Source organism: Arthrobacter luteolus NBRC 107841, from assembly GCF_001552075.1.
In the GTDB taxonomy this organism is placed as follows: domain Bacteria; phylum Actinomycetota; class Actinomycetes; order Actinomycetales; family Micrococcaceae; genus Arthrobacter_B; species Arthrobacter_B luteolus.
In genome coordinates, this window is the sequence record NZ_BCQM01000010.1 from 1 (window position 1) to 19,455 (window position 19,455).

The window sequence follows — 19,455 nt, forward strand, 5'->3', positions numbered from 1 at the left end:
AGCCAGTTTGTGGCGGGGTGCCCGCTGGAATGGTCCACAACATCGCCTCCGAAGTCATTGGCGAAAAGACGCCGTTAGATCCACAGCGCTTTTACAGTCCCGCAGCCCGCCGCTCCAGGACTTCCCGCTCCCGGTCATTCCGCGCCAGCCCGGCAGCAGCACTGAACTCGGCCCGGGCCTCTTCCGTCCGGCCCAGCCGGGAGAGCAGCTCGGCCCGCACACTGGGCAGTAGATGCGAACCGCGGAGAGCGCCGGTGGCAGCCAGTTGGTCCACCATCTCCAGTGCCGTCGCCGGTCCGGTGGCCATCGACACCGCAACGGCACGGTTCAGCTCCACCACCGGCGATGGTGCCAGCCGGCCCAAGGCCTCATAAAGCAGCACGATCCGGGTCCAGTCCGTGGCACCCACCTCCGGGGCCGTCGCATGGCATTGGGCGATCGCGGCCTGCAGCGCATAGTTTCCCCGGCCCCGCCCCAGCGCGTCAGCCTGCGCCAGGGCAGCCCGCCCGCGCTCGATCTGACCCCGGTCCCACAGACTGCGGTCCTGATCAGACAGCAGCACGGGGGAGCCATCCGTGCGGGTCCGGGCGCGGAACCGGGACGCCTGGAACTCCATCAGGGCCACCAGGGCGAGCGCCTCCGGCTCCCGCGGAACAAGCCGGGACAGCAGCCGCCCCAGCCGCAGAGCCTCCAACGCCAGATCCTGGCGCATCCACGCCTTTCCCGAGGACGCAGCGTACCCCTCCGTGAACATCAGGTAGATCACCGCGAGCACCCCGCCGAGCCGGGCGCTCCATTCATTCGGCTCCGGAACGTCAAAGGGAACCTTCGCCGCTGCCAGGGTCTTCTTCGCCCGGACAATCCGCTGCTGCACGGTGGCGACCGGAAGCAGGAACAGGCGCGCGATCTCCCCGGTGGACAGCCCGCCGACAGTCCGCAGCGTCAGGGCCACCTGCGCCTCCCGGGACAGCACCGGATGGCAGGCAACAAAAACCAGCTTCAGGACATCATCCGGGAGCGGATCCCAAACCGGTGCGGCCGCATCCTCCAGCCGTCTGCCCAGATCCGAGTACCGGTCCTGGAGCCTTTCGGCCCGGCGCCAGGCATCGATCGCCCTGCGCTTGGCGACAGCGGTCAACCACGCAGCAGGGTTCCGCGGCACCCCCTCCAGCGGCCACTGGAGAAGCGCCTCAGCCACCGCCTCCTGGGCAACGTCCTCGGCGAGGCCAACGTCCCCGGTGGCGCGGGCCAGGGCCGCGACAATCCGCGCACCGTCGATCCGCCAAATGGCGTCGATCCGGTGCCGGACTGCCGCGGCTGCCTCACCCGTTGCTTCCAGGGGTCCCATGGGACTAGGCATTCTCCGCGCGCAGCTGCTCTTCCTGCTCGCGCCAGCCTTCCTCCTTCTGGATGTACTCGTTGTCGGAGAAATCCTCGAAGTCGGAGGCATCGGTGACCCGCCGGACTTCCAGCTTCGACCCCGGACCCAGCGGGCACCGGCTGGCCCACTCCGCCGCTTCCTCCTTCGAAGGGACCTCGATGATCCAGAAACCGTTGAAGAGTTCGTGGGTCTCGCCGTACGGACCGTCGGTGACCAGCGGCGGATCCGCGGAGAAGTCGACGACGAAGTTGGCGTCCTCCGTGACCTCGGCCAGGCCTTCTCCCGCCAGCAGGACGCCGGCGTTAATCATCGACTCGTTGTAGGCGCCCATCCGGTTGATCATTTCCTCAAACGGAATGCTCTTGGACGCCTCAAGTGCGGCATCAGTGGAGCGCATAATCATCATGTACTTCATGGCTTATCTCCTGCTCGATAGGGGAGCGCTTTGTGCGCCTCCTACTATGCCGTCGAACGGTGCGCCTGGATATCGACGGCGCCGGGGAATTGTTTTTCACCCGGTCCGGGGACGCACTATCCCCAACGTCCGCAGCAAAGCTCCCGCCGCCGTCGTACATACGGCAAGATTGGATAGGTGAGCACAGCTAAGACATCCCCGGAAGAAGCCGTCGACGCCGTTAGCACGGATACGCCGCCCAGCGGCGGCCTGCGCGAAGAGTATGAAGCGCTCTCCGACCAGGTGCGCAAGTACCGGTTCGCGTACTACAACGAGGACGCCCCGCTGGTCTCCGATGCCGAGTTCGATGAGCTGTACCGCCGGCTCGAAGAACTCGAAGCACTGCACCCGGAGCTGGTGACCAACGATTCGCCCACCCAGGAAGTCGGGGGCGAGGTCTCTGCGGCCTTCGCTCCGGTGGAACACCTGTCCCGGATGTACAGCCTGGAAGACGTGTTCTCCCTGGACGAGCTCGACGCCTGGGTGAAGCGCGCGGTGGCCTCCATCGCGTCCATCGCCCCGGGATCGAAGGTTCAGTGGCTCACTGAACTGAAGATCGACGGCCTGGCCGTGAACCTGCTCTACCGCAACGGGGAACTGGTCCGCGCGGCCACCCGCGGAGACGGCACCACCGGCGAGGACATCACCCACAACGTGCTCACGATCGCCTCCATCCCGCGCCGCCTCAAGGGCGAGAACCTGCCGGCCGAGGTGGAAATCCGCGGCGAGGTGTTTATCCCGTCCAAGGAATTCGCCCACCTGAACGAGACCATGGTCGAAGCCGGCAAGGCGCCCTTCGCCAACCCGCGCAACGCCGCCGCCGGATCGCTGCGGCAGAAGGACCCCAACGTCACTGCCCAGCGCCCGCTGAGCATGTACGTGCACGGCATCGGCGCGCGGGAAGGGCTCAGTGCCAGCAGCCAGTCCGAGACCTACGAGCTGCTCAAGGCTTGGGGGCTGCCCACCTCGCCCTATTACCAGGTGCTGGACACCTATCAGGAGGTGCTGGAGTTCATCGCCCGCAACGGCGAACACCGGCACGACCTCGCGCATGAAATCGACGGCATCGTGGTCAAGGTGGACGACTTCGCCCTGCAGCGCGCGCTCGGCCACACCTCCCGGGTGCCGCGCTGGTCCGTGGCGTACAAGTACCCGCCGGAGGAGGTCAACACCAAGCTCCTGGACATCCGGGTCAACGTGGGCCGCACCGGCCGGGTCACGCCCTACGGCATCATGGAGCCGGTCAAGGTCGCCGGCTCCACCGTGGAGATGGCCACCCTGCACAACCAGGACGTGGTGAAGGCCAAGGGCGTCAAGATCGGCGACACCGTGGTGCTGCGCAAGGCGGGCGACGTGATCCCGGAGATCGTCGGCCCCGTCGTCGCACTCCGTGACGGCACCGAGCGCGACTTCGTGATGCCCACCCACTGCCCCTCCTGCGGCACCGAGCTGAAACCGGCCAAAGAGGGCGACGTCGACATCCGCTGCCCCAATGCCCGCTCCTGCCCCTCGCAGCTGCGCGAACGGGTGTTCCACCTCGCTGGCCGCGGCGCCTTCGACATTGAGGCCCTGGGCTGGGAAGCGGCCATTGCCCTGACTTCTCCCGCGGAACCAGAGAACCCGCCGCTGACCAGCGAGGCCGGTCTGTTTGACCTCAAAATTGAGGACCTGGCCGACGTCCGGATCGAACGGCCCAAGCGCTCCAAGGGCGTGGTGGTGGGCACCGAACTGGTCCCGTACTTCTACACCAAGGGCACCGCCAAAAAGCCGTCCGAGCCCTCGGCCAACACCCGCAAGCTCTTCGAGGAACTGGAAAAGGCCAAGTCCCAGCCGCTGTGGCGGGTCCTGGTGGCACTGTCCATCCGGCATGTAGGCCCGACGGCGGCCCGCGCCCTCGCGACCGCCTTCGGTTCCATGGAGAACATCCGGGCCGCCACCGAGGAGCAGCTGGCGCACGTGGACGGCGTCGGGCCGACCATTGCCGCCGCCCTGGAGGAATGGTTCGCCGAGGACTGGCACGTGGAAATCGTGGACGCCTGGGCCCGGGCCGGTGTGCGGATGGCCGACGAGCGCGATGAAAGCCTGCCGCGCACCCTCGAGGGACTGACCGTCGTCGTCACCGGGACGCTGCCGAACTTCAGCCGCGATGAGGCCAAGGAAGCCATCATCAGCCGCGGCGGCAAGGCCTCGGGATCGGTTTCCAAAAAGACGGACTACCTGGTGGCCGGGGAGAACGCCGGCACCAAACGCGACAAGGCGGAATCCCTGGGCGTCCCCATCCTCGACGAGGACGGGTTCCGGGCCCTGCTGGACGGCACTCTTCAGACGGGCGCATCCGACGAGGCCGCACCCGCGGAGGAGCAACCTGTGGAGGAAACAAGCGCATGAGTCCCAACACCGGAACGCCGGACCCGCTGGAACTGCTCGACGTCGCCCGCCAGGCGGCCGCTGCGGGAGCCGCCGTGCTCGCCAAGCGGTCAGAAGACGGCCTGAACGCGGTGAATAAGGGTGCTTCCGGAGACTGGGTCACCAACTATGACACGGAAGCGGAGTACGCAGTCCGCGAGGTGATCAACAAACTCCGCCCGTTCGACGAAATCACGGGGGAAGAGCTGGAAGCGAGCGTTCCCGCCGAACCCTCCGGTATCCGCTGGTCCGTGGACCCGCTGGACGGGACCACCAACTTCATTCGGAACATTCCCTTCTATGCCACGTCTGTGGCGGCCGTGAACAACGACGGCGGGTGGCTGGCCGGCGTCGTCCACGCCCCGGCCCTGGTGCGCGTCTACTGGGCAGCGCGCGGCCACGGTGCCTGGCTGGCCGAGCGCGGGAGCGTGCGGCAGCTGTCCGGACCGGACCCGGAGCGCACCGGGAAGCTGCTGGGCACGGGGTTCTCCTATGAGCCGGACGTGCGGACCGAGCAATATGGTGCGCTCGCAGACCTGATGGAGGGTTTTGCGGACCTGCGCCGGCTGGGCTCCGCTGCCCTGGACCTGTGTATGGTCGCCGACGGCACGCTGGACGCCTACGTGGAACGTGGCCTGAACGAACACGATTTCGCCGCCGGTGCGCTGATCGCCGAGGAAGCCGGCGCTACGGTCCACCGTCCGGGAACACCGTCACGGCGGATGGACGACGCCGAGCGCCTGGCCGCCGTGACAACGGCGTGGCTGGCGCCGCCGTCGGGGTTCTAGTTCCCAGCCCTTCGGCTCAGTACATGCCCATCCAGGAGGGGACAGCTGAACGTGAGTCGACGGTAATCCGGTCCCGGTCCATCACGATCACGTGGCCTTTCCAGTAGTGGAAGTTGTCCACGACGGCGTCCTCCATCACCTGGACAATCACGCCCATCGTGCTGCAGCCATCGCAGCGCGACGCACCCATGACCCGCAGCTTGACCGAGCTCACGCCCTTTTGGCAGCGGACGATCATCCCTGGCGCGAGCCTTATTTCCTGCTTCATGCCTACCCCCAGTGTCAGTGCTCCGTTCCGAGACCAAGCAGGAACGGTGAAGCGAGACTAGCCAATCCAAGGGCGCTTCGGGGCCGATGCGCCTAACGGATTTGGTGTTACGGAGAGAATTTACGGTTCCTTGCGCGTGCCTTGAGCAGATCTTGAGCTTCGGGCCCGGCAGCGGCGGGCAGGAGGTATTAAGCCCTGAGGAAAGCAGCGCCTCCCGGGGGATGCTACGGGCGCCCGGGCGCGGATAATTGGTGGAACTCAGCACAGCTCCTAGGACTTGGGAGGACGCATCATGGCTCGTAAACTCACACCGGCGGCGCGTAAGTCGGCATCTGCAGTCACCACACGTGTTCCGGAAGCCAAACCACAAACCCCACCTGACCTGGATTCCGACCGGTTTGCCGCGATCATCGATGAGCACATTGCCGAAGTCCGCGTGAAAATCGACACCGTCCTGGCCGACATCCGGGAAGTCACGGCCGCTGCCAAGGACACCCCGGCGGATGATGAACACGATCCCGAGGGCACCACCGTCTCGGTGGAACGCGCTAACGAAATGTCGATGCTTGCGGCGCTTGAAGCTTCTCTCGCTCAGTTGCTCCTGGCCAGGGTAAGGCTGGACGACGGGGTTTACGGAATCTGCGAACGCTGCGGAGAGCCCATCCCAGAGGCCAGGCTGGAAATCCGGCCCGAAGCCCGGTTCTGCGTGGCATGCTCGGCCGAGGCCAAGCGCCGCTAAGCGGGCCGCCCATGGCTGGTTGGCTCCGCTGAACGCCGGGGCTCTCCGTTCCACGCGGGCCCTGTGTCAGGAGTCACCGGCCGGGGCTGCGTCAGCGGCAAGGACGGGCGGGTGGCTGCGGATAGAATTTACGCTGGAAATCAACCCCCACGTAAGGATCCGTAACACCCATGAGCATCACCGTTCGGCGGGCTACCCCAGCAGACTATGAAGACATCCGCCGGATTACCCGTGAGGCTTATCTGAAGGCCGGCTTCATCGATGCGGACAACCCGTACGTCCAGGACCTCGAGAACGTGGAACACCGCGCCGAGCATGCAGAGCTCTGGGTGGCCGAGAAAGACGGGGCCGTGGCCGGGTCCGCAGCCGTTACCTTTGCCGGCCAGCCTTATGCTGACATCGCGAACGACGGGGAACTGGAATTCCGTATGCTGGCCGTCGATCCTGCCGTGCAGCGCGGGGGAGTGGGCCGCGCCCTGGTCAGCGCCATCGTGGACCACGCCCGCAGCCTTGACGGCATCCACGCTGTGTCCCTGACCAGCATGACCAGCATGCTCGGGGCGCACAGCATGTACCTGTCCCTCGGTTTCGAACGGGTTCCGGAGCGCGACTGGACCGTTCCCGGCGAAGACTACGTTCTCTGGGTCTTCCGCCTGGAGCTGTAGGTCCGGCGGCGGCAGCCCCGGGTGCCGCATACCAAGCCCGGCGCGTCACGCCGCCGGAACTGTGCTGCCGTACGCCGTAGACTGGTAGGGATACCGGTGGAAGCCGAAAATACTGCATAAGACGCATGGGAGACTCATGTCTGAGATCAATCGTGAGGCGGTGGCGCATCTCGCGCGGCTGGCCCACATTGAGATGACCGATGACGAGCTGGCCAAAATGGCCGGCGAGCTCGACGTCATCGTGGATTCGATCAAATCCGTAAGCGAAGTTGCCGGTGACGATATCCCGGCCACCTCCCACCCGATCCCGCTGGTGAACGTGTTCCGCGAGGATGTGGTGGGGCAGACGCTGACCAACGAGCAGGCCCTGTCCGGCGCACCGGACAACGCTGAAGGCCGCTTCAAGGTCCCTGCCATCCTGGATGAGGAGTAAAAACTTCCATGAGTGAACTGATTACCTCCAGCGCTGCCGTACTGGCAGAAAAGCTGGCCTCCCGCGAGGTCTCCGCCGTCGAGGTCACCCAGGCGCACCTGGACCGGATTGCCGCAGTCGACGGCGACATCCACGCGTTCCTGCACGTCAACACCGATGAAGCGCTTGAAGTTGCTTCCGGGGTGGACAAGGCCCGCGCCGCCGGCGAAGAGCTGCACGCCCTGGCCGGCGTTCCGATCGCCATCAAGGACCTGATCGTCACGGTCGGCCAGCCGACCACCGCGGGCTCGAAGATGCTCGAAGGCTGGATGAGCCCGTACGACGCGACCGTGATTTCCCGGATCCGCGCCGCCCGGATGCCCATGCTGGGCAAGACCAACCTGGACGAATTCGCCATGGGCTCCTCCACGGAGCACTCGGCCTACGGCCCCACCCGCAACCCGTGGGACCTGGACCGGATCCCCGGCGGTTCCGGCGGAGGCTCGGCAGCCGCCGTCGCCGCCTTTGAAGCACCCCTGGCCCTCGGTACCGACACCGGCGGCTCCATCCGGCAGCCGGCCTCCGTCACCGGCTCGGTGGGCGTGAAGCCGACCTACGGCGGGGTGTCCCGCTACGGCGCGATCGCCATGGCCTCCTCGCTGGACCAGATCGGCCCGGTATCCCGGACCGTGCTGGACGCAGCCATGCTCCAGGAAGTCATCGGCGGACACGATCCGCGCGACTCGACCTCCCTCACCGACCCGGTGGGCAACCTGGTTGAAGCGGCCCGCAACGGCAGCGTGGCCGGCATGCGCATTGGCGTCATCAAGGAACTGCAGGGCGAGGGTTACCAGCCCGGTGTGCAGGCCCGCTTTGATGAGTCCCTTGAGCTGCTCAAGGACGCCGGTGCCGAGATCGTTGAGGTCTCCTGCCCCAACTTCAAGTACGCGCTGGGCGCCTACTACCTCATCATGCCGTCCGAGGCCTCCTCGAACCTGGCGAAGTACGACGGCGTCCGCTACGGCATGCGCCGCCTGCCGCAGGACCCGCCGCTCACCATCGAACGCGTGATGGGCGCTACCCGCGCCGCCGGCTTCGGTGACGAGGTTAAGCGCCGGATCATCCTGGGCACCTACGCCCTCTCCGCCGGCTATTACGACGCGTACTACGGCTCGGCGCAGAAGGTCCGCACCCTGATCCAGCGCGACTTCAACGCGGCGTTTGCCCAGGCTGACGTGCTGATCTCCCCGACGTCGCCGAACACGGCGTTCAAGCTCGGCGAGAAGCTGGACGATCCGCTGGCCATGTACCTGAACGACGTCGCCACCATCCCGGCCAACATGGCCGGTGTCCCCGGCATCTCCATTCCCGGCGGCCTGGCCGACGGTCTGCCGGTCGGTATCCAGTTCCTGGCGCCCGCCCGGGAGGACGTGCGCCTGTACCGTGCCGGAGCAGCCCTCGAAGGCCTGCTGGAGCAGAAGTGGGGCGGCCCGCTGCTGGCTTCGGCCCCCGTACTCGGAGGAGTGAAGTAATGTCCGTGCACACCCAGGAAGACACCCTGCCTTACGACGAGGCGATCGAGAAGTACGATCCGGTGCTCGGGTTTGAGGTCCATGTGGAGCTCAACACCAAAACCAAGATGTTCTCCGACGCCCCGAACGTCTTCGGCGATGAGCCGAACACCAACGTCACCCCGGTCTGCCTTGGCCTGCCCGGTGTCCTGCCGGTGGTCAACAAGACCGCGGTGGAGTACTCGATCCTGATCGGCCTGGCCCTGAACTGCAAGATCGCCGAATCCTGCACGTTCGCCCGGAAACAGTACTTCTACCCGGACACGCCCAAGAATTTCCAGACCTCCCAGTACGAAGATCCCATCGCGTACGACGGCTGGCTGGACATCGAACTGGAAGACGGCACCGTCTTCCGGGTTGAGATCGAACGCGCCCACATGGAAGAAGACGCCGGCAAGCTGACCCACATGGGCGGCTCCGCCGGTCGCATCCAGGGCGCCGATTTCTCCCTGGTGGACTACAACCGGTCCGGTGTTCCGCTGGTGGAAATCGTCACCAAGCCGATCGAAGGTGCCGGCGCCCGTGCCCCCGAGCTGGCCAAGGCCTACGTGGCGGCCATCCGGGAAATCGTGAAGAACCTCGGCGTCTCCGATGCCAAGATGGAGCGCGGTAACGTGCGCTGCGACGCCAACGTCTCGCTGCGCCCGTACGGCCAGGAAAAGTTCGGCACGCGTTCTGAAACCAAGAACGTGAACTCGCTGCGCGCCGTCGAACGCGCCGTCCGCTTCGAAATCCAGCGGCACGCCGCCGTCCTGGATTCCGGCGAGAAGATCGTCCAGGAAACCCGTCACTGGCACGAGGACACCCGCTCGACGACGTCGGGCCGGCCTAAGTCAGACGCCGATGACTACCGGTACTTCCCGGAACCGGACCTGCTGCCCGTGGTCACCACCCCGGAATGGATCGAAGAGCTCCGTTCCCGCCTGCCCGAGCCGCCGGCCGAGCGCCGCAAGCGTCTGAAGACCGAGTGGGGTTACTCCGACGCCGAGTTCCGCGACGTCGTGAACGCCGGCGTGATGGAAGCCATCGAGGAAACCATCGCCGCCGGTGCCTCCGCGCAGGTAGCCCGCAAGTGGTGGATGGGTGAAGTTGCCCGCCGCGCCAAGGAAGCCGAAGTGGATCCGGTGGACACCGGCGTCACGCCCGAGCTGATTGTCGAGCTGGACCGCCTGGTACAGGCCGGCAAGATCAACGACAAGCTGGCCCGCCAGGTCCTCGACGGCGTCCTCGCCGGCGAAGGCACCCCGGAGGAAGTCATCGAAAAGCGCGGCCTCGCCGTCGTCTCCGATGACGGTGCCCTGCTCGAAGCCATCGACGCAGCCCTGGCGGCAGCCCCGGACGTCGCGGATAAGATCCGCGGCGGCAAGGTGCAGGCCGTGGGTGCGATCGTGGGCGGCGTGATGAAGGCGACCCGCGGACAGGCCGACGCCGGCCGCGTGCGCGAGCTGATCCTCGAACGTCTGGGCGTCCAGGCCTAACCCAGGCAGCCTGCTTCAACCCGGCTTCCGGGCCGCGCGTCTCCCCACCAGCGGGAGCCACGCGGCCCGGAAGCCGGTCTGCGTTAAGGGACCCGGCTGGGCACCTGTCCCAGGGAGGGGCCGCAGGGTAGGGTGCTCAGCATGTCGACGGTCCCGGCCCAGCTTGCAGTGGATGCAGACCTGGTCCATGCCCTGCTGGAGAGCCAGCATCCGCAGCTGGCACATCACCCGCTGAAGGAAGTGGGTGGCGGATGGGTGAACTACGTGTTCCGCCTCGGTCCTCACCTGGTGGTCCGGCTGCCGCGCCGGGGCAGCGTTGCCGGGCTGATGGCCAAAGAGCAGCGCTGGCTCCCTGAACTCACGGCCTCGCTGGGAACCGGAACCTCAGTCCCGTTGTTCGCCGGTGCACCGGAGGAGTCCTATCCCTATCCCTGGAGCATCAGCGAGTGGTTCGACGGGCTGGACGTCTCGCTCCAGCCGCGGGACCGGAACGTGGCACTGGCCGGACCGCTGGGCGAATTCCTGAATACTTTCCACCGGGCAGCGCCCCGGGACTATCCGCCCAACCCCATGGTGGGCGGGCTGCTCGCCAGCCGCAGCCAGGCCGTGCAGGACAGGCTGCGCTCCGGCATGGTCCCGCACGCGGCCCGGATCGCCGAGATCTGGGAGCAGGCCGCCGCCCTGCCGCCGTGGAACGGTGAGCCCCAGTGGCTGCACGGTGACCTGCACCCGGCCAACCTCATTGCCAAGGATGGAACACTGCAGGCGGTCATCGATTTTGGTGACCTCACGGCCGGGGACCCGGCCACCGACCTCGCCGCCGCCTGGCTGGTTTTTGACGCCACCGGCCGCCGGCGCCTGCATAAGTCCCTGGGGGTCCAGTACGACGGCGATCCGTCCGTCTGGCTGCGGGCGCGCGGCTGGGCGGTGTACATGGCGTCCAATCTGCTGGCGGGCGCCGAGCGGCATCCCGGTCTCTACCTGGTGGGATCAGAGACGCTGATGGAGATCCTCACCGACGATCTGACCTGGCTCTAGGGCGCATGCCACAATGAGCTATGCCCACCAACTGGAGACATTCCGTCCGCGTCCAGACCGAAGGTGACGGGCACGTTAATGAGGACAGCTGCGGCTTCGCCGGTGCCAGCGCCTGGGTGATCGACGGAGCCACCTCGCTGCTTCCTGAGCTGGACCTGCCGGGACCTTCCAACCCGGCCTGGTATGCGCGGACACTTGACCTGCTGCTGGCGGAAGCAGCCCGGACCCCGTCCCCTCCCGGTCCGGGGGAATCGGCAGCCGGCGGGATCCTGGAGGACGCCCTGCACCGGGTGAATGCAGTGGCAGAGGAACGTACCGCGGGGGAACGGACCAGATTCCCCAGCGCGGCGCTGTGTCTGGCTCAGCTGACCGGAGACGGGGTGGAGGTGCTGGTACTCGCCGACTGCCACGCCGTCGTCGAACTGGAAAACGGATCCATAGTCCATGTGACCAGCGAACCGGCTGACCTGCGCGTTGACCGCGAAAATCCGGCGGACCCCGAACAGGCCCGCGAGCTGCTGCGCCGTGACCGGGAACTGCGGAACACTCCCGGCCGGCTGTGGGTCGCCCGGCGGGAACCCGAGGCCGTGCAGCATGCCCACCTTCAGCGGCTTCCCGCGCCACGCCGGGTGGTCCTGGCCTCCGACGGCGCGTGGCGCGCCGTTGACCTGGGTCTGGTCGACGGGCCGCCCGGCTTCCTGCGCGCGGCGTCGACTCCGGTTGACGCCCAGCGGCTGCTGCTGGACCTGCGCCGGCAGCAGCTCGCCTCCGGCGAAAAAGCTGACGACGCCACCATCCTGACGGTCGTCCCCAATGCCTAGCTATCCCGCGGAGGGAACCGTCCTGATCATCGGCGGCGGCATAGCCGGGCTGTCGCTGGCTTCGGCGCTGGCCGGGCACACCGGCGTCGTGCTGCTCGAAGCGGAGAGCGTGCTGGGTTACCACACCTCGTCCCGGTCCGCGCGGCAGCTGATCCCCAGCTACGGGCCCGCTCCCGTGCAGGACCTGACGGTGCGGACGCTGGCCCTGATCCGGGAACTGGAAGCGGAGCTGGCACAACCCATCCTCACGCCGCGTTCTTTCCTGCTGGTCGGGGAGGAGGAAGACGTCCGCGACCACGCCAGCGGCCACATGCACCCGATCACTATGGCCCAGGCTGCAGGCCTGGCACCGGAACTGGACGCCGGCAGCTTCGAGGCCGCCGGCCTGGACACCACCTCCGTCTCCTGCGACACGGGGCGCCTGATGGACTGGCACCGGGCGCGCATCGAGGCCGCCGGTGGCCGTATCCTGACCAGCCGCCGGGCCGGGGCCGCGGAACGGACCGCATCCGGGCACTGGCTGGTTACCGCGGCGGGTGAGCAGTTCGCTGCTGCCACGGTAGTGAACGCCGCCGGGGCCTGGGCCGACGACGTCGCGGAACTCTTCGGAGTCCGCCCCAGGAGCCTGCAGCCCTACCGGCGGACCGCTGCGGTGGTGGAGGCAGCCAACCCGCCGGCACCAGACGGTCCCATGGTGGCCAGTGCGCTGGAAATCTTCTACTACCGGCCCGATTCCGGAGGCGTGCTGGTCTCGCCTTCGGAAGCTGTCCCCAGTGATCCGGAAGATGCCCGGCACCGCCCGGAAGACATCGAGGCGCTGATCGCCCTGGTGAATTCCGTGACGTCCCTGGAGCTTGGCGAGGTCCGGCGCGCCTGGACCGGGCTGCGCACCGAGGCACAGGACGGAATGCCGGTGGTGGGATTCGACGACGCCGTTCCCGGCTTCTTCTGGCTGGCCGGACAGGGTGGTTACGGCTTCCAAACCTCGTCCGGAATCGCCGAGCTGGCGGCTGCGCAACTGCTGGGCAACCGGCCGCCGGTGGACGTCTCAGCGGCGCTCTCGCCGGCCCGCCCCGGACTGTGAGCAAGATCTCATCGGCTGCAAGTAACAAATCGGACAAAGGGCGCGGGAATGGTCATGAAGGTCCGTGGCGGTCCCTAGAGTTGAAGGGCAGGCAGGCTTCGGCCAACTTCCACTTTTAGTCCTGCCGTTTTGTGCTTTGAGAGGTCTCATCAGTGCCAGATATTTTGCCGCCGCAGATTGCGGACGTGCAGCAGCGTCCCTTCTACGTCAAAGTGCGTTCCGTCCTGACTGTCATCAGCACCATCTGGCTGGTCCTGGCAATTGCGGGATATGGGTTCTTTTCCGGCGGGACAACTTCCCTGGCCCTTTCACTGACCTTGATGTACGGCACGGGCATTGCCCTGCTGGTTGTCGCCTCGGCCCTGTACCGTCTGGTGAAGCGCTCGGCCGTCCACCGGACGGAGACCGCCCCGGATGATGCGGCGGCAGCCGTGTTCCTGGACGCCACGCGTTCCGCCACCGAAGAACTCATGGAAGCCCTGCTGCCGGCCCGGCATGACGTGCGCCGCAGCAGCTCCCTCGCCAGCAGGCCCACCAGCCGGCCGCAGACCGCAGCGGCCTCCCTGGATCAGGACGCCGCTGTGCCGGCCTCCTCGTCCCTCGCCGGCTCCAAGCAGACCGCCAGCAAGCAGGACGACAGCAATGGAGCCGGTACCGCTGGGACCAAGAATGCAGCGGCTAAGAATTCTGCGGCTAAGAATGCCGGCAGCAAGAACGCTGGAAGCAAGAGCGCTGGAAGCAAGAGCGCAGCGGCTAAGAATGCCGCGACGAAGGGCACTGCGGGCACGAACGCAGCGGCTAAGAATGCTGCGGCAAAGAATGCCGGGGCAACGGCTGCCGGAACACAGGCTCCTGCCGCCAAGGTTTCCAGCTCTGCCAAGCCCGCCGGAACCGAGCCGGCTGCGGCAGAGGCGAAACCCCCAGTCGCTAAGTCCGCCGTTAACAAAAAGGCTGCCTCCAAGAAGAAAAAACGGGGTAAGGCCAACAAGGCCGAGGCCACCCAGCCGGCTGCCAAAGCACCTCTGCCCGTCGCCGGCCCGAACCGGCCGAGCCGGGAGAATCCCGCACCGCGTCAGGTTTCCCAGGGAAATCCCGCACCGGAGACTGCCGCACCGAAGAACGCTGCACCGGCGAATTCTGCCCCGGCGAATTCTCCGGCCGGAAAACCTGTTGCGGCAAAGCCTGCCCAGGCAGCAGAGACACCCGCGGCTACCCGGGCACCGGACCCTGCCTCCGGTTCCACGGCTCAGGATGAGGCGCCGGGAACTGACGCCCAGTCGGACGGACAGGGACTCCGGAAGGCAGCCTGACCTCCTGCGCGCTGCGGTCCCTGGCAGACGCTGGCGGACGATCCAGCCGGCCGCTGGATCCGCTCTCAGGGAGTTGCCAGCTTGCTGACAGGAGCCTTCCAGACCGGTGTCCTAACGTAGTTAATACCTCATAAGGGTGCGAGTGATGAATGGATAGCGTAGTGAACTATCCGGCGCCGGCAGACTAGGGTTGTTCCCCCCAACCAACCCACAGTCTGCCGGCGTTCTTCATGTCCGGATACTTTAACCGCAGCGGATCAACCCGCAGCGAATCCTTCAAATTCTCCCGTGGCAGCGGACCGGTGCTCTTCGACGTCCTGCACCGCTCCCGGAGCCGACGGGGACCGCACCAGTTCCAGCAGGCCGTCCACGGCCGAGGGCAGGCCTTCCGCAGTGATCAGCACGGACCCGTCGGCGCGGTTGACCACCGTGCCGGTCAGCCCCAGATTCAAGGCACGCCGCATCACCCAGTAGCGGAAGCCCACGCCCTGAACCAGGCCGTTGACTGCTGCAGTTACGCGGATGGTATTGCCCGGCCCGCCGAATGGCTGCTCTGAATTCATGCCCGCAGCTTAGTCGAGCGGCTTCTCCAGCACACTGTTCGCCGCCGCCAGCAGGCTGCCGTCGGCAACCAACGTGTAGACGGCTTCAATCTCCGGTGCCAGGAAACGGTCCGGACCCGGTCCCTGCACCAGGGTGCGGATGACGCTGCGCACGGCGGTGGACACCGGAGCGCTCCGGGAGGTGCCGATGCCGCCGTCGCGCATGTCCAGTGCACGGGCGGAGGTCAGCAGCTCCACGGCCAGAACGCGTGCCAGCCCATCCAGTGCCCGGCGCAGCTTCAGCCCGGCGGCCCAGCCCATTGAAACGTGGTCCTCCTGCATGGCGGAGGAGGGGATGGAATCCACGGACGCGGGAACTGCCAGCCGCTTGAGCTCCGAGACGATGCCGGCCTGCGTGTACTGGGCGATCATGTGACCGGAATCGACACCGGGATCGTGGGCGAGGAACGGGTTTAGCCCGTGGCTGCGGTTTCGGTCCAGGAAACGGTCGGTCCGCCGCTCGCTCATGGAGGCGACATCCGCGACGGCGATGGCGAGGAAGTCCAGGACGTAGCCCACCGGGGCGCCGTGGAAGTTCCCGTTGGACTCCACCCGCCCGTCGACCGTGACCACCGGATTGTCGATGGCAGAGGCCCGCTCGCAGGCAGCGACGTGTTCGGCGTGGGCCAGGGTTGACCGGGCGGCGCCATGCACCTGGGGAGCGCACCGCAGTGAGTATGCGTCCTGCACCCGGGTGAACGTCTCACCGTTCTGCTCCTCCACCAGGGACGAGCCGGCGAGCACGGCCCGGATATTGGCTGCGGACTCCGCCTGCCCGGGCTGTGGACGCAGCCCCTGCAGATCTGCTGCGAAGACTGCGGCGGTACCGAGCAGTCCCTCGACGCTCATCGCTGCAGCGACGTCCGCGGTGGCCAGCAGCTGCTGCAGGTCGGCGATAGCCATCGTCAGCATCCCCAGCATCCCGTCGGTGCCGTTGATCAGGGCCAGCCCCTCCTTCTCCTTCAGCTCCAGGGGCTCCAGGCCAGCCGCAGCCAAAGCCTCGGCCGCGTCCATGACCTGACCGCCGGCGTCGCGCACCCGGCCTTCACCCATCAGCGCCAGCGCGCAATGGGACAGGGGAGCGAGGTCCCCGGAACATCCCAGCGACCCGTACTCACCGATGACGGGAGTGATGCCCGCATTCAGCAGTGCCGCGTACGCCTGCGCGACGGCGGGACGGACCCCGGTGCGCCCGGTCGCGAGGGTGGAGAGCCGGTTGACCATCAGCGCACGGACAACCTCACGGTCCACCTCGGCGCCGGCGGACGCCGCGTGGCTGCGGACCAGGGAGCGCTGCAGCTCAGCCCGCTGGGCCGTGGGAATCTGCTTGGTTGCCAGCGCCCCGAACCCGGTGGAGACACCGTAGTGCGGCAGGGTGTCGGCAGCGAGGGCATCGATGACCGCGCGGGAGGACTCCATGGAGGTCAGGGCCTCCGGGGCCAGCTGAACCGGAGCGCCGTTACGGGCGACGGCGAGGATTGAGGCGGGGTCGAGCGGGCCGGGGCCGATGGCCACGGTTACGGCGGTGCTTTGGGGGGAAATCACGAAACCTCACAATGCCTTGATCCGATGCGGTGTGCAACGGAAACGGAAATCAAATGCCGAAGAATGGTACTGGCATTTCAACCAGTGAAATGCATTCGCCCGCCTTCCGCAAGCGTTCCCGCCCCCGCAGTGGAGCCCCGGATCAGGCAGAATAGGCACATGCGCCCAGCCTCCACTGTTCCCGCCCCTGCCCTGGAACCGCGGGCCCGCCGGAGAATCACCGCAGAAATCCTCATTGTCCTGGGGCTGTCGCTCGGGCAATCCGGTGTTTACGCCGTCGTCCGGCTGGCGGACAAGATGACCCAGGGGCCGCTCGCCGGCCAAACAACCACACTGAATCCGGTGCTGGCGCAAAGCCCGTTCTTCGATCTGCTGTACCAGCTGCTGGGAATCTTCTTCTCGCTGATGCCCGTTGCGCTGGTCCTGTTCCTGCTCACCGAACCCGGGAAATCCGCCTTTCAGCGGATTGGCTTCACGTTCTCCCGGCCGCTGCGGGACTTCGGTCTCGGCGTGGGGCTCGCTGCCGTGATCGGGGCGGGAACGCTGGGGGTCTACGCAGCGGGCCGGGCACTGGGGATTACGACGGCGCTCATTCCGGCGGCGCTGGACACATACTGGTGGACCCTGCCCGTACTGATTCTCTCGGCACTGCGCCACGCCGTGCTGGAAGAGGTCATCGTGGTGGGCTACCTGTTCACCAGGCTCCGGGCACTGGGCTGGGGAGTGCCTGCCATGATCCTTACCAGCGCACTGATCCGGGCCAGCTACCACCTGTATCAGGGCATCGGTCCCGGCATCGGCAACTTCGTGATGGGACTGATCTTCGGTTACGTCTACTACAAAACCCGGCGTGTTATGCCGCTGGTCATCGCCCACGCGCTGGTGGACATTGCCGGATTCGTGGGATTTGCCCTGTTCGGTTCAGCCATTGGAATTGGAGAATAGCCCCGCATGGCCTTGAAAACAGTCTGGGGCGAGGCCCTGGATCCCGGGAACGTCCTGCCCGAGTACCCGCGCCCCCAGCTGGTCCGGGAGAACTGGCGGAGCCTCAATGGCAGCTGGGACTACGCGTTCACGCCCGCCGGCGTCGAGGAGCAGCCCCGGGCCTGGGACGGGGAGATCCTGGTGCCATTTTCGCCCGAAGCCCCGCTCTCCGGCGTCGAACGCCAGCTGCAGCCGGAGGAGGCGCTCTGGTACCGGCGGAGCTTTTCGGTCTCCGGCTTGCTCCCGGCGGGTGGCCCGGCGGGAGTTCCAGCGGGAGCCATAGCGGTTGGTGACCCGGCGGGAGCTCCAGCGGGCGCTCCAGCGGTTGGTGACCCGGCGGGTGGTGACCCGGCGGGTGGCGGCCCGGCGGGCGGTGACCCGGAAGGTGGAACCGGCGGGCGGGTCCTGCTGCATTTCGGAGCGGTGGACCAGTCCTGCACCGTGAGAGTCAACGGCCGCCCGGCGGGCAGGCACGACGGCGGGTACCTGCCCTTCAGCCTCGATATCACCGACCTGCTGCTCCCTGGTCAGGAGCAGGAACTCGTGGTGCGGGTGCTCGACGGATCTGAAACCAACGGTGCTTCCCGGGGCAAGCAAAAACTGGAGCGCGGCGGCATCTGGTACAAGGCGCAGTCCGGAATCTGGCAGACCGTCTGGCTGGAAGCAGTTCCGTCGACCTGGATCCAGAGAATCGTGATTACTCCGCTGGCTTCCCTGGACGGTGCTGAGTTCACGGTCCATGCGGGGCCAGCCAGCGGTGCAGCGGGGCGAGCGGAGATTACGGTCACCGCTGATGGGACGGACGTTGCCCACGGCACCGCGGCTCCGGGAGAACCACTGACCCTGCGTCTGCCTCAGCCGCGGCTGTGGAGTCCGGAGGATCCCTTCCTGTACTCGGTGAGCGTGCGGCTGGGGGAGGACACGGTGCAGAGCTACTTCGGCCTGCGCACCTTCGGGATGGGTACGGATGGGGGCGGGCATCAGCGGTTGCTGCTCAACGGCCGGCCGTACTTCCACGCCGGTCTGCTGGACCAGGGGTACTGGCCGGACGGGCTTTACACGGCACCGGCGGACGCAGCCATGATCCATGACATCGAGACCGCCAAGGACCTGGGATTCACGATGCTGCGCAAGCACATCAAGATCGAGCCGCTGCGCTGGTATTACCACTGCGACCGGCTCGGCATGCTGGTCTGGCAGGACCTGGTGAATGGCGGGCTGGGAGACGGCCGGGCGCCGGAACCGCTGCCGCTCCCCGGGCGTGGCAGCCGCAGCGACCGGCGTTACGCCAAGTTCGGCCGCAGTGACGCTGCCGGACGGGAGACTTTTCGGCAAGAACTGCGCGAGACGGTGGAACTGCTGCGCAGCGTCCCCAGCATTGCTCTCTGGGTACCCTTCAATGAAGGCTGGGGCCAGTTCGACGCAGCGGCGATTACTGCGGAGCTGCGGAAACTCGACCCGACCCGAGGGATCGACCACGCCAGCGGCTGGCACGACCAGGGGGCCGGAGACGCCAAGAGCCTGCACGTCTACGCCGTCCCGTTCCACATCCGCAGGCGCTGGCAGCGTGATCCCCGTGCGATCGTGCTGTCGGAATTCGGCGGCTTCAGCCTGCCGGTGCCGGGCCACACCTGGAACAGCAAGGTCTTCGGCTACGGGAAAACCCTGCACAGCCGGAAGGAACTGGAGCGCGCCTTCACGGAACTGCACCGCACCCAGATCGAACCTGCCGTCAAACAGGGACTGGCCGCGGCGGTCTACACCCAGCTCGCCGACGTCGAGGACGAAGTCAACGGCCTGCTGACCTACGACCGGAAAGTGCTAAAGGTGGACCGGGATACGGTCCGGGAGGTCAATGCGGCTCTGATCCAGGGGCTTTCGGCCGCAGTGTAGGAATGCACGACGCGGA

General features: G+C 66.9%; 18 protein-coding genes. 13 read left to right on the forward strand and 5 right to left on the reverse strand.

The window, feature by feature from the left end; all coding sequences use genetic code 11:
• Positions 1–91: 91 nt before the first annotated feature.
• Positions 92–1,348, reverse strand: coding sequence for an RNA polymerase sigma factor (locus tag AL3_RS14890; RefSeq protein ID WP_066302509.1), 1,257 nt, complete (start codon positions 1,346–1,348; stop codon positions 92–94).
• Positions 1,349–1,352: 4 nt separating this feature from the next.
• Positions 1,353–1,796 carry a YciI family protein gene (locus AL3_RS14895; protein ID WP_066302510.1) on the reverse strand — a complete coding sequence of 148 codons (444 nt, stop codon included), beginning with the start codon at positions 1,794–1,796 and terminating at the stop codon, positions 1,353–1,355.
• A 177-nt stretch (positions 1,797–1,973) separates the two neighbouring features.
• Here AL3_RS14895 and ligA point away from each other — a divergent pair, with 177 nt between their 5' ends.
• Positions 1,974–4,223 (forward strand): NAD-dependent DNA ligase LigA, encoded by a 2,250-nt coding sequence (gene ligA, locus AL3_RS14900; protein WP_066302512.1) that lies wholly within the window; start codon positions 1,974–1,976, stop codon positions 4,221–4,223.
• Entirely contained in the window at positions 4,220–5,029 is an 810-nt protein-coding gene (locus tag AL3_RS14905) for an inositol monophosphatase family protein (protein WP_066302514.1), read from the forward strand. Before ligA ends, AL3_RS14905 begins: the two co-directional genes overlap by 4 nt.
• A gap of 16 nt (positions 5,030–5,045) precedes the next feature.
• Here AL3_RS14905 and AL3_RS14910 read toward each other — a convergent pair whose 3' ends face one another.
• Positions 5,046–5,297 (reverse strand): hypothetical protein, encoded by a 252-nt coding sequence (locus AL3_RS14910; RefSeq protein ID WP_151724058.1) that lies wholly within the window; start codon positions 5,295–5,297, stop codon positions 5,046–5,048.
• Between the two features lie 292 nt (positions 5,298–5,589).
• On the opposite strand from AL3_RS14910, the gene AL3_RS14915 reads away from it, so the two are divergent.
• The 9 genes from AL3_RS14915 (at position 5,590) to AL3_RS18515 (ending at position 14,415) form a co-directional block, all read left to right on the forward strand.
• Entirely contained in the window at positions 5,590–6,036 is a 447-nt protein-coding gene (locus tag AL3_RS14915; RefSeq protein ID WP_083521795.1) for a TraR/DksA family transcriptional regulator, read from the forward strand.
• A 170-nt stretch (positions 6,037–6,206) separates the two neighbouring features.
• Positions 6,207–6,701: a GNAT family N-acetyltransferase gene (locus AL3_RS14920; RefSeq protein ID WP_066302517.1), complete on the forward strand. Its 495-nt coding sequence runs from the start codon at positions 6,207–6,209 to the stop codon at positions 6,699–6,701.
• A 136-nt stretch (positions 6,702–6,837) separates the two neighbouring features.
• Positions 6,838–7,134, forward strand: a complete 297-nt coding sequence (gatC, locus tag AL3_RS14925) for an Asp-tRNA(Asn)/Glu-tRNA(Gln) amidotransferase subunit GatC (protein ID WP_066302518.1) — start codon at positions 6,838–6,840, stop codon at positions 7,132–7,134.
• A gap of 8 nt (positions 7,135–7,142) precedes the next feature.
• Positions 7,143–8,645 (forward strand): Asp-tRNA(Asn)/Glu-tRNA(Gln) amidotransferase subunit GatA, encoded by a 1,503-nt coding sequence (gene gatA, locus AL3_RS14930; RefSeq protein ID WP_066302519.1) that lies wholly within the window; start codon positions 7,143–7,145, stop codon positions 8,643–8,645.
• Entirely contained in the window at positions 8,645–10,162 is a 1,518-nt protein-coding gene (gene gatB / locus AL3_RS14935) for an Asp-tRNA(Asn)/Glu-tRNA(Gln) amidotransferase subunit GatB (RefSeq protein ID WP_066302524.1), read from the forward strand. The genes gatA and gatB overlap by 1 nt, the downstream gene beginning before the upstream one ends.
• Before the next feature lie 141 nt (positions 10,163–10,303).
• The gene (locus AL3_RS14940; protein WP_066302525.1) at positions 10,304–11,200 is read left to right on the forward strand and encodes an aminoglycoside phosphotransferase family protein; all 897 of its coding nucleotides are present in this window, start codon (positions 10,304–10,306) and stop codon (positions 11,198–11,200) included.
• Positions 11,201–11,220: 20 nt separating this feature from the next.
• Positions 11,221–12,021: a protein phosphatase 2C domain-containing protein gene (locus AL3_RS14945; protein ID WP_066302527.1), complete on the forward strand. Its 801-nt coding sequence runs from the start codon at positions 11,221–11,223 to the stop codon at positions 12,019–12,021.
• A complete protein-coding gene (locus tag AL3_RS14950; RefSeq protein WP_066302529.1) occupies positions 12,014–13,105 on the forward strand; it encodes an NAD(P)/FAD-dependent oxidoreductase in 1,092 nt (363 codons plus the stop codon). Before AL3_RS14945 ends, AL3_RS14950 begins: the two co-directional genes overlap by 8 nt.
• Positions 13,106–13,290: 185 nt before the next feature.
• Complete coding sequence (locus AL3_RS18515) at positions 13,291–14,415, forward strand: hypothetical protein (protein WP_151724059.1); 1,125 nt, start codon at positions 13,291–13,293, stop codon at positions 14,413–14,415.
• Between the two features lie 257 nt (positions 14,416–14,672).
• Here the strand turns inward: AL3_RS18515 and AL3_RS14960 are convergent, their stop codons facing one another.
• Both AL3_RS14960 and hutH read right to left on the reverse strand, forming a co-directional pair.
• Complete coding sequence (locus AL3_RS14960; RefSeq protein ID WP_066302536.1) at positions 14,673–14,978, reverse strand: acylphosphatase; 306 nt, start codon at positions 14,976–14,978, stop codon at positions 14,673–14,675.
• Positions 14,979–14,987: 9 nt separating this feature from the next.
• Positions 14,988–16,562 (reverse strand): histidine ammonia-lyase, encoded by a 1,575-nt coding sequence (hutH, locus tag AL3_RS14965; RefSeq protein WP_066302538.1) that lies wholly within the window; start codon positions 16,560–16,562, stop codon positions 14,988–14,990.
• 159 nt (positions 16,563–16,721) lie between these two features.
• Between hutH and AL3_RS14970 the strand changes: the two genes are divergently transcribed.
• Both AL3_RS14970 and AL3_RS14975 read left to right on the forward strand, forming a co-directional pair.
• Positions 16,722–17,507 carry a CPBP family intramembrane glutamic endopeptidase gene (locus AL3_RS14970; RefSeq protein ID WP_066302539.1) on the forward strand — a complete coding sequence of 262 codons (786 nt, stop codon included), beginning with the start codon at positions 16,722–16,724 and terminating at the stop codon, positions 17,505–17,507.
• Between the two features lie 6 nt (positions 17,508–17,513).
• Complete coding sequence (locus tag AL3_RS14975) at positions 17,514–19,439, forward strand: glycoside hydrolase family 2 protein (protein WP_066302541.1); 1,926 nt, start codon at positions 17,514–17,516, stop codon at positions 19,437–19,439.
• Positions 19,440–19,455 lie beyond the last annotated feature (16 nt).

Coding starts and splice junctions, on each gene's coding strand:
- AL3_RS14890 (WP_066302509.1), bottom strand. CDS start 1,348: ATGGGACCCCTGGAAGCAACGGGTGAGGCAGCCGCGGCAGTCCGGCAC.
- AL3_RS14895 (WP_066302510.1), bottom strand. CDS start 1,796: ATGAAGTACATGATGATTATGCGCTCCACTGATGCCGCACTTGAGGCG.
- AL3_RS14905 (WP_066302514.1), top strand. CDS start 4,220: ATGAGTCCCAACACCGGAACGCCGGACCCGCTGGAACTGCTCGACGTC.
- AL3_RS14910 (WP_151724058.1), bottom strand. CDS start 5,297: ATGAAGCAGGAAATAAGGCTCGCGCCAGGGATGATCGTCCGCTGCCAA.
- AL3_RS14915 (WP_083521795.1), top strand. CDS start 5,590: ATGGCTCGTAAACTCACACCGGCGGCGCGTAAGTCGGCATCTGCAGTC.
- AL3_RS14920 (WP_066302517.1), top strand. CDS start 6,207: ATGAGCATCACCGTTCGGCGGGCTACCCCAGCAGACTATGAAGACATC.
- gatC (WP_066302518.1), top strand. CDS start 6,838: ATGTCTGAGATCAATCGTGAGGCGGTGGCGCATCTCGCGCGGCTGGCC.
- gatA (WP_066302519.1), top strand. CDS start 7,143: ATGAGTGAACTGATTACCTCCAGCGCTGCCGTACTGGCAGAAAAGCTG.
- gatB (WP_066302524.1), top strand. CDS start 8,645: ATGTCCGTGCACACCCAGGAAGACACCCTGCCTTACGACGAGGCGATC.
- AL3_RS14940 (WP_066302525.1), top strand. CDS start 10,304: ATGTCGACGGTCCCGGCCCAGCTTGCAGTGGATGCAGACCTGGTCCAT.
- AL3_RS14945 (WP_066302527.1), top strand. CDS start 11,221: ATGCCCACCAACTGGAGACATTCCGTCCGCGTCCAGACCGAAGGTGAC.
- AL3_RS14950 (WP_066302529.1), top strand. CDS start 12,014: ATGCCTAGCTATCCCGCGGAGGGAACCGTCCTGATCATCGGCGGCGGC.
- AL3_RS14960 (WP_066302536.1), bottom strand. CDS start 14,978: ATGAATTCAGAGCAGCCATTCGGCGGGCCGGGCAATACCATCCGCGTA.
- AL3_RS14970 (WP_066302539.1), top strand. CDS start 16,722: ATGCGCCCAGCCTCCACTGTTCCCGCCCCTGCCCTGGAACCGCGGGCC.
- AL3_RS14975 (WP_066302541.1), top strand. CDS start 17,514: ATGGCCTTGAAAACAGTCTGGGGCGAGGCCCTGGATCCCGGGAACGTC.